At 45.6% G+C, this 8728-nt stretch carries 5 protein-coding genes; all 5 read right to left on the bottom strand.

All coding sequences use genetic code 11. From position 1 onward, the window contains the following. A partial coding sequence (locus SFV55_RS03245) for a glycoside hydrolase family 3 N-terminal domain-containing protein (protein WP_320028022.1) occupies nt 1-2057 on the bottom strand: 2057 nt, incomplete at its 3' end. A 52-nt stretch (nt 2058-2109) separates the two neighbouring features. Then, nucleotides 2110-2895 (bottom strand): FN3 associated domain-containing protein, encoded by a 786-nt coding sequence (locus tag SFV55_RS03240; RefSeq protein ID WP_320028021.1) that lies wholly within the window; start codon nt 2893-2895, stop codon nt 2110-2112. Further along, nucleotides 2892-3920: a 6-bladed beta-propeller gene (locus SFV55_RS03235; RefSeq protein ID WP_320028020.1), complete on the bottom strand. Its 1029-nt coding sequence runs from the start codon at nt 3918-3920 to the stop codon at nt 2892-2894. The genes SFV55_RS03240 and SFV55_RS03235 overlap by 4 nt, the downstream gene beginning before the upstream one ends. A gap of 151 nt (nt 3921-4071) precedes the next feature. Continuing rightward, nucleotides 4072-5397, bottom strand: a complete 1326-nt coding sequence (locus SFV55_RS03230) for a vanadium-dependent haloperoxidase (RefSeq protein WP_320028019.1) — start codon at nt 5395-5397, stop codon at nt 4072-4074. 10 nt (nt 5398-5407) lie between these two features. Then, entirely contained in the window at nt 5408-8704 is a 3297-nt protein-coding gene (locus SFV55_RS03225) for a VCBS repeat-containing protein (RefSeq protein ID WP_320028018.1), read from the bottom strand. Nucleotides 8705-8728: the final 24 nt, after the last annotated feature.

The raw sequence follows: 8728 nt of genomic DNA, 5'->3' as shown, positions 1-8728 counted from the left end.
GTAATCGCACTTCCACCCACCAGAATCACCACTACTGGTTTACCTATGGCCGATACGCGATTGATTAACTCTTCTTGATGACCAGGCAATGAAAGAAACGCACGGTCTTGAAACTCGCCTTCGTGAATTCCGGCTACGATTATCGCCACTTCAGACTGTTTGGCCACTTCTACGGCTTCCTCAATTTGCTTCTCCCACACTTTAGGGACACCAAGGTCCCAAATCAATCGAATGTGCGCGTTGCCTGTGGTTTCTTTAAATTCAATTCGTATGGGATACGATTTGTTTTTCTCTGCATTAAAATCGACCAACTCAGTGCTATAGGTCTTTTTTTCCCAACGATCAATAAGCAGTTGATTATTAACGTAGAGGCGGAAGCCATCATTTCCATCCAACCCGATTCTTAGCACTCCAGTTTCTGGAGAAGTAATGAATCCCTCCCAACGGGCAGAATAAAAACTATTGCCTAGTTTTTCATCAGGGCCAAAGAGTGTCCAATGAAAATTGACTTGCTCGTCTTGCCTCGTGAGCAACGGTTTTCCGCTGAGATCAATATTTTTAAAGTAAAAAGCACTTAGGCCTTTCTTGCCAGTCGTTGATTTCAAATTTTCCGCAGGAACAACTACCCACTCTTTATCGTTGCGGTCGGCACCTATTGCATAGTTCACTTTAATGCCAGTGCGCTTTTGCAAGCCTTGCAAAATAGTGACTACTCCGTTACCGGGACCGCTATAGCCACCTAGTCTTCCTTCAGTAGCATCAGAACCGATGACCGCAACTGACTTTACTTGTTTCGATAAAGGCAGGGTCTGATTCTTGTTTTTTAACAATACCATCGATTTAATTGCTGCTTCCCGTGCAAGTTTCTTTTGATCTACGTTTGAGATCTTTTTCAACTGTTCAGCTGACATGTAGGGATTTTCGAAGAGGCCCAACTCAAACTTAGCTTTCAACACCCTAGCTACTGCGCCGTCTAACTTCTTATCATCTACACGACCATCTATGAATGCAGGTAGAAATAATTTATAGTGATCGTACGCAGTTTGAAAAATAACATCTAATCCTCCATTTACCGTTTGTGCACCTGATGTGGCATAATCGGGAGATGTGTTATGTAGCACGAGTGAACCACCAACAGCACCCGCATCGGAAATAACAAAACCTCCAAACTTCCAGTCACGTTTTAGTTTTTGATTGAGTAGCCAGTCGTTTGCTGAACTTGGAGTTCCATCAAGCGAGTTATAACTCGTCATTACCGAGCGCGCACCGCCTCGACTAAATACTGCTTTGAAAGGTGGGAAAATAATTTCTTGCAGGTAGCGCTCATTCATATGAATCGGATAACTATCTCGGCCACCATCACCTACGTTAGCAATAAAGTGTTTGGGTGTGGTGATGATCTGCATCTTTTCAAAAGATTTCACAAACGCTACACCCATCTCGGAAGAGAGAAAAGGGTCTTCTCCATACGTTTCTTCTACTCGTCCCCAGCGTACATCGGTAGCGATATTGATAACAGGCGAAAGAATCTGCCGGATGCCGCGCGCTTTGCATTCGGTAGCAATGGCCGTTGCCACTCGATTCATTAACAGTGTATCAAACGAAGCGGCTAATCCGATAGCTTGCGGAAAGGTAGTGGCACCTTCACGCACGAGGCCATGCAGGGCTTCATCAAACGCAATGATAGGAATGCCGAGCCTTGTTTCTTCTACAAAATATTTCTGAATGGCATTGAGCTTCTTCAAGATCGCTTCACCATTTTCGGTGGCGTTGTAGGTAAGCATTTGTTCGGCCGTGTTGCCGCCTTGCGAAGCTGCACTGAGTTGAAAACCGAAGATTCCGTTTTTGTAGGCAAGCTTATCTTGCGCTGTGGTCAACACATTCGTGTTAGAAGGAATCATGAATAATTGCCAGAATTTTTCTTCTACCGTCATGCGGCTTAGCAGATCATTCACGCGTTGTTCAATAGGCAATGCAGGATTCTTATAAGGCATCTTTTGCGTTTGCGCAAATGTGCTGGTAGAAAGTAGTAAAAAGATAGCGATGCGAAAGCTCATTTTTTTGAGTTTAAAATCCCATTGAATTACTAATTGCTAACAAGACAAAATCTCAATTCACAAACACCTCATCCACAAAAATCCAACTCTTATTTCCCTTTCCGCCGTGCCAATCGGGAATTTGTTTGACCAAATACAGTTGAATCTTGAGTTTATCGGTTTTTATGCCATTTTTCAGTGGAAATACGGCGGCCACACAAGCAGATCCGTTGACGTTTTTATCTTGTTCATATGCCTTGTTGTCAACGAGTTGAAATGCATTGTTTTTAAAAGCAAACACTTCTATTTTTTCAGGTAAAAAAATCCAGGAGCCATAGTCGCGTAAAAGATTCACCAACACGTTTTTGACCTTTTCTTTTTTATACAAACGCAGCACAATTTCGACGGTATCTGTCTGAAAACCCAACCAGGTACCACCCGATATATTGGTTGTTCCGCCTTTATTGTCGATCAGGGTCATTGCGCCTGAACCTTTGTATTTTTGATTTGGCGGGGTGTTTTCAACCGATTTTATTGGCAAACCGTCTTTGATAAAAGTTGCCTCCACCACATCGGAGGGCTGATAAATTGTACTAAATACCCGCGCTTTGAGGTTTGTGAAACGCTTGGTAATAAGAACGGGCTGGGTGTATAGCGGCGAATTTTCAGTGGGGTCTTGCCCATCTAAAGTATAGCGTATTTGGGTGTTCGGTTCCGCAAAAGCCATTTCAACACGCATCTCAGTGGTAAAAAATGCAGAGGAGTATTTCAGCAAAGGCCGGGCCAATTGGAAATTGTCCTGAGCGTTTGAAGAAACGGTGTAGAGGAGTAACAGCGTTGGTAAAATCAAATTTTTCATACAACGGGTTCTAACTTGATCGGATACGTTTTCCCTGAATTCCATTGCGCCACATACATACATTCTTCGTCGTCAATCAACACATCGTGCGGGTATTGAAATGCCTTGATGGTTTGGTACATTTCTTCGATCTGATTGCCCTGATATTGCGGTGTGCTTCCGGCTAAGTTGGACACGACTTTGTTGTTTTTATCCAAAATGGTCACAAAACCCGATTGCGCGCCGGTACTATTATTCGATTGTAAAACAGCCGCATATAAGTACTCACCTTTTATGACCGGACGGCAGACCCAGGCCCCTTTCAAATCAATTGTTTCCAAGTATTTCCCTGCCAAATCATAACGTTTGAAGGCATTTTGAACGCGCGAAGTGACCATTAAACAGGGATTTGTCTTGTCTCGAAGATCCACACAAATGCCGTGGGCATTGCTCAAATGCGCTGGCGTATCGCCCTTGCCGCCAAAATGACGGATGTATTCGCCTTTGTGGTTGTACTGGATGACGTAGTCTTTGCCGTAACCGTCCGCCACGTAAATGTCGCCATTGGGTGCAATGGCGGTTTCCGTTGGGACGTACTCTTCGGCTTTTGTGTAAATGCCGGCCTCTTTTGGATAATCCAAAGTCATCAGAACCCGCCCGTCAATGGTCGTTTTGATGACCTGATGCCGATTGTTGTCGCAGATGAACAGCATATCCTCGCCATTCTCATGGAACAAGGTGAACCCATGCGCGCCCGGGTACTCGCTGCCCCAACTGTCCAGAATTTTCCCGTTTTTATCGTAAATCAACACATTGTTACGGGTTTCATCGGTCAGCAACAGGATTCGGCCTTTTTTATCTTGTACCATTTCATGGCAATTGTTGACCGGATACCGTGCTGCATCTGCCTGACTCCAGCGGGTATTGATTTTGTAGCGCTTGTTGTTGTGTCCCAGAATGACTTCGGTTTTGCCCATATACTGAACGGGCAATAGGACACCGAGCAAGCCTAATGAGGTTGCTTGTATAAATTTGTTTCTTTTCATACATTCTAGGTTTTATGCCAAGTAGTGGGGCAAAAATAAATGTTCATTTTTCCTGAGCCAGAGGATTAGATAAGACACTTAAATTGAACCGTTTACTTATCTAATCCTCTGGCAAAATGAACATTTATTTTTTTATCGCCCCTAAAAATACCTATTTAGGCTTGTTCCCATTTTTGATCTTTTCAACAATGTATTTTCCAATGGCTTCGCCCTGGCGTTGACCCGCTTCAATGGCATCGCGAAAATGGATGCCTCCATACAGGCGGGAGATGGCTGCTTCTTGGGAAGCCGCTTTAAATGACAGAAATGGCCTGGCTGGTAAGCCAAAATATTCCTCTGAAGTATCTACATAAGCAAAGTTTTCTCCAAAGAGGTAGCTCAGTACCTCGGCACTGGTGGTGGAGATTACACTATGGCCGCTGGTGTATTCCGGGAATGGCGGCGTTTGTAGGAGTGGGCGCCACGCTTCATCCAGGTATTTGTTGATCGCGGATTCTGGGCGAATGCGGTCGCTGTGGTATTTTTCATGCCAGCAACTTACAAAGGCATCGTGTAAGGATAGTGCGATGAGTGTGTGTGCGGCAATTGTCTTTTGCAGTGACACATTTGCCTTGCGACAGGCAATCCCCGTGATACCGATCCAATGGCCGCCCGGTGAAATTTTTTTCACCCCCATGGCCGCATGGCCTGAATAAGTAACCGCAAAGGGATTGCAATCCCAAAATCCAGCGATGGCTTTTTGTTCTGCGGTAAGATTCTTGGAGATGGTCACCACTTCTTCTAACTGAGTAAAAAAACTACTTCCTTTTTCGGTAATGAAAGGCGCCGGATCGTCCGGCGCAAATTGATCGGCTGAATTGAGAAAGAAGGTTCGAATGGTTTTCCATTGCGGCTCCACCGCACTCATGTACTCGGGAGGGGTTGGGTACCACCGCCCCGCTTCTTTGGTGTTGGGTTTATAGCGCGGCAGTACACTGAGCGAAAAGTAGCCATCTTTCTTTGCGTAAGCCATAACCTGCGCTGCTATCTGATTGGCGTATTGCCGGTTGGCCTCAATGTTTTTTGCATTCAGTTTATAGCTTTTCCGGAAAATGGTGATCAATTCAGCTTGCTTCTCTTCCAGCATGTAGCCGGAAGGCAGAATCAGTCTGCCGGTTTCAAGCATGGCATAGGTGGCACAAAAAGCGGGATTAAAATTGGATGGAACGGGTAATGGAACAAATTCTGGAGCAACCTTGAAATTATTACTCAGTGCAAGCATATCCGATTGATGGCGCTGCAACACTTCGTAGGCACCCAACATAGCATAAGCATAGAAGCGGGCTGCGGCAGGAGGACTGGCCACATCGTGCAGCATCACTTCCGAAAGATGGAAAGCTGATTTGATGAACTGGTTAGTCGCCTGCTCATCCGTCTGGGCAAGGAGGCGTGTCGTTACGATCAAAAAGAAGCTTATGCTGAAAAAGTATTTCATCATGCAATAAAATTTATTTCGAAGTTGATTCATTTCTTTTGTACGCCACAATGCCCAGGTTATTGATCCCTGCAAGCAGGAATTCCCCGGCAGCGGTTTTTATCCACTTCATTGATTTGACATCGCCAGTAAAAGACAATCCAGATTCCGCCTGAGGTACGTACCTGAAATTTCCTTGGCCATTGCCTTCATAAACCTGCCCAAAGTTGGCATCAATACTGCCCAAACGGATTCGAATCGCGCTCTGGTTGCCAGCCAGGATAAAATCGAGATGACCATCGTGATTGTAGTCAAGTACTTCAATGCTGTAAACCGGCGCATACTGGGCCTCAGGTGGCAAACTGTGTTTGACAAACTGCTTGCCCTGATTTTCAAAATAAACGCTTCGCAGTTCAGTTGCAGCTAATCTTTTTGCCTGAGAAAGCTCCACAGGAGTGAACAGGTCGCTTAGTGTGGCTTCAGCATAGGGTGCATAGGTCGTGAACTTCTTGCGCAAGGGGAAAATTTGATCCAACAGTTCATCGCGACCAGCAAAAGGGTAAGGTTTGTGTTGTACATACGAAACCAAAATGGGATCGATGCTGCCATTGCCATCAAAATCTGAATAGACCATACTGATGGGGGCCGATTCACTGGCTTTGAATTGGGAGTTCAAACCGAAATTGCCCGCAATCAGGTCGTCATCACCATCATGGTCAAAATCGGCCACGGCTAGTTTACTCCACCAACCAGATTCCACGTTTTTAAAATATTGGTTGCTGGCTTCCTCAAAACGTTTCCCTGGTTTGTTGACAAATACACTTATTGGCATGAATTCTCCCAGTACAACCAGGTCAGCAAAAGTATCCCCGTTTACATCAAGCCAGGCCGCATCGGTAACCATTCCCAGGTTTTTTAACAAAGGCAATAGACTTTCAGTAGCATCGGTAAACCGCCCTGAACCATCATTGAGCAAGAGGTAACTTGGTGGCGATTGTGGATATGAACCAGGCATCACCCTGCCACCCACAAATAAGTCCAGATCGCCATCGTGATCTAGGTCCATTGGCCGTACACAGGATTTGGCTGGAGACATATGTGGTATTGCGCCAAGTGCCTTGCTGAAGTTGCCCTTACCGTCATTTAGGTACAAGCGATCCTGTAAGGCTTCTTCATCCGGCTGGTATTCGTGATAACCGCCACTCACTACATACAAATCTTGATCACCATCACTGTCGGCATCGAAAAAACGGGCATCTGCATCCGCGCAATTGACATCTTCTTTGAAGTCAAAATTACCCATCATCCGGAAAATGCCGTTGCTCAACTGGACGAACAAGCGACCAGGATTTTCTTTGGTACCTCCAACAAATATGTCCAGCGTGCCATCATTATTGACATCGGCGCTCGCCATCACGGGGCCACAAGGCGATAGCATGGTGTTGAGCAGTGGTTGTCGTTTGAAGTCATTTGCCCCATATTCCGTGTGACGATAGGTGAGTGGGGATTTTTCACTTTTGAAAAGGGTTGTTGTTTGAGGGGGCGCTTCATGATCAGTTGGGATCGAGTTTACTTCTTCCAACACGAGCAACTGGTCGGCCATTACGTTGGTAATTTTACTTTTTTTGCCCGTCGGCCAAACTACCACGATCGAATCGATCTTGGTTTGATCCGCCAAGCCAGCATGCATTCTGCTAGAAACAGAGGACTGATAACCGCGCACTGGCATCATTTCAAAAAACTGCTTGCCCTGTCCAGTGTAAATCGCAACTGCGCTTCCAATGGCCTGTGTATTCAGTCCAGCACCTTTAAGCTGTAAAGCGATGTAGTGGCGCGATGGGTTTTGTTGGCGTGCAAGATTTCGGTAAAGCGAAGCCTCAGCGTCTTGATTGTTGACGATCAAATCCAGATCGCCATCATTGTCCAGATCGGCATATGCAGCGCCATTAGAAAACGTGGGTGTAGAAAACCCCCAAGCCTTGCTTTGATCCTCAAATCGGGCATTGCCCATGTTTTTAAAAATATAATTGTGCACTGGGGTTGAAGGCATGGACTTGGCCAACTCCAAGGTATCGGCTTTTTCGTGAGCCAGGACTTTTTGAAAATAGTAATCCCCTTTGTATTTAAGAAAATCGCGGTTGGTATAGTCCCGGAAGTACCCGTTGGTGACAAATAGATCTTTCCAGCCATCATTGTCGTAATCGGCAAACAGAGGCGCCCAACTCCAGTCGGTATTGGACACGCCTGCCAGTTGCCCAACTTCGGAAAAGGTGCCGTTGCCATTGTTGAGGTGCAGCATATTGCGCATGAACTGGTAGTGGTACCCCTCGCTCACCATGAGCGCGAATTGCTCGTAGTTATCTGGGCCATACAAGAGCTTTTGCCTTTTATTGTCTTCAGGCAACATGTCGGCTGTGAAAATATCTGGCAACAGATCATTGTTGATATCGGCTATATCCGACCCCATCGAGAATTGGGAAATGTGTTGGAGCGAAACATCCAGTTTATTGGTGAAGGTTCCGTTGCGATTGTTGATGTAGAGGTAGTCGGGTTCTGCATAGTCGTTGGAGACATAGATATCCAGCCAGCCATCTTTGTTCACATCCGATACCGTTACGCCCAAACCAAAACCGAGTGCATTGGAAAGAATACCCGCTTCCTCCGTTACTTCGAAAAACCGCCCATTGTCATTGCGAAACAACTTATCTCCGGCGTAAGGGTGTTTGGATTTACGGGCCTGCGAATACTCCAGGTCGCGAATCACTTTTACATTGGTAGCGAGTAAAAAAGCATCCAGATCACCATCCCGATCGTAATCAAAGAAGGAGACTTGGGTGGTGTATGATGGATCGTCGAGCCCCATTTCTTGGGCCTTATCGATGAACGTAAGGTTCCCTTGGTTGATAAAAAACTGATTGCGTCTTTTTTCTGCTTCTGTTTTGCCAGAGTAACACACGTAAATATCGAGCAGCCCGTCGCCGTTGATGTCTACCATGGATGTGCCACTTTTCCAGCCCACCCGGCCAGCTACTCCCGCAGATTGAGTAATGTCTTTGAATTTGAAGTTGCCCTGATTGAGGTATAACTTATTGAGTTGCATGTTAGAAATAAAGTAAATGTCTTCGAGGCCATCGTTGTTGATGTCCCCAAGGGCAATCCCTCCTCCATTAAACAAGTTTTCGTAGGTCAATGCGTTTTGACTTGCGTTTTCAACAATGGTGTTTTTGAAGGATACACCTGAACGCGAAGCATTAACCGGCTCGAATAAACTTTGCCCCTGATTAGATGTAAAGGCGATTAAAAAGATGGCGAGTGTAAATACCTTTTTCATGGATGCAGAGGATTTCGTCACTTT

This window comes from Haliscomenobacter sp. (assembly GCF_033763495.1).
Lineage (GTDB): Bacteria > Bacteroidota > Bacteroidia > Chitinophagales > Saprospiraceae > Haliscomenobacter.
Note: the sequence above shows the minus strand (reverse complement) of the source record. Positions and strands in the feature narration are given on the sequence as shown.

What these genes read in the sequence shown, in the direction of transcription:
- SFV55_RS03240 (WP_320028021.1), bottom strand. Translation starts at nt 2,895, where the DNA reads ATGAAAAATTTGATTTTACCAACGCTGTTACTCCTCTACACCGTTTCT.
- SFV55_RS03235 (WP_320028020.1), bottom strand. Translation starts at nt 3,920, where the DNA reads ATGAAAAGAAACAAATTTATACAAGCAACCTCATTAGGCTTGCTCGGT.
- SFV55_RS03230 (WP_320028019.1), bottom strand. Translation starts at nt 5,397, where the DNA reads ATGATGAAATACTTTTTCAGCATAAGCTTCTTTTTGATCGTAACGACA.
- SFV55_RS03225 (WP_320028018.1), bottom strand. Translation starts at nt 8,704, where the DNA reads ATGAAAAAGGTATTTACACTCGCCATCTTTTTAATCGCCTTTACATCT.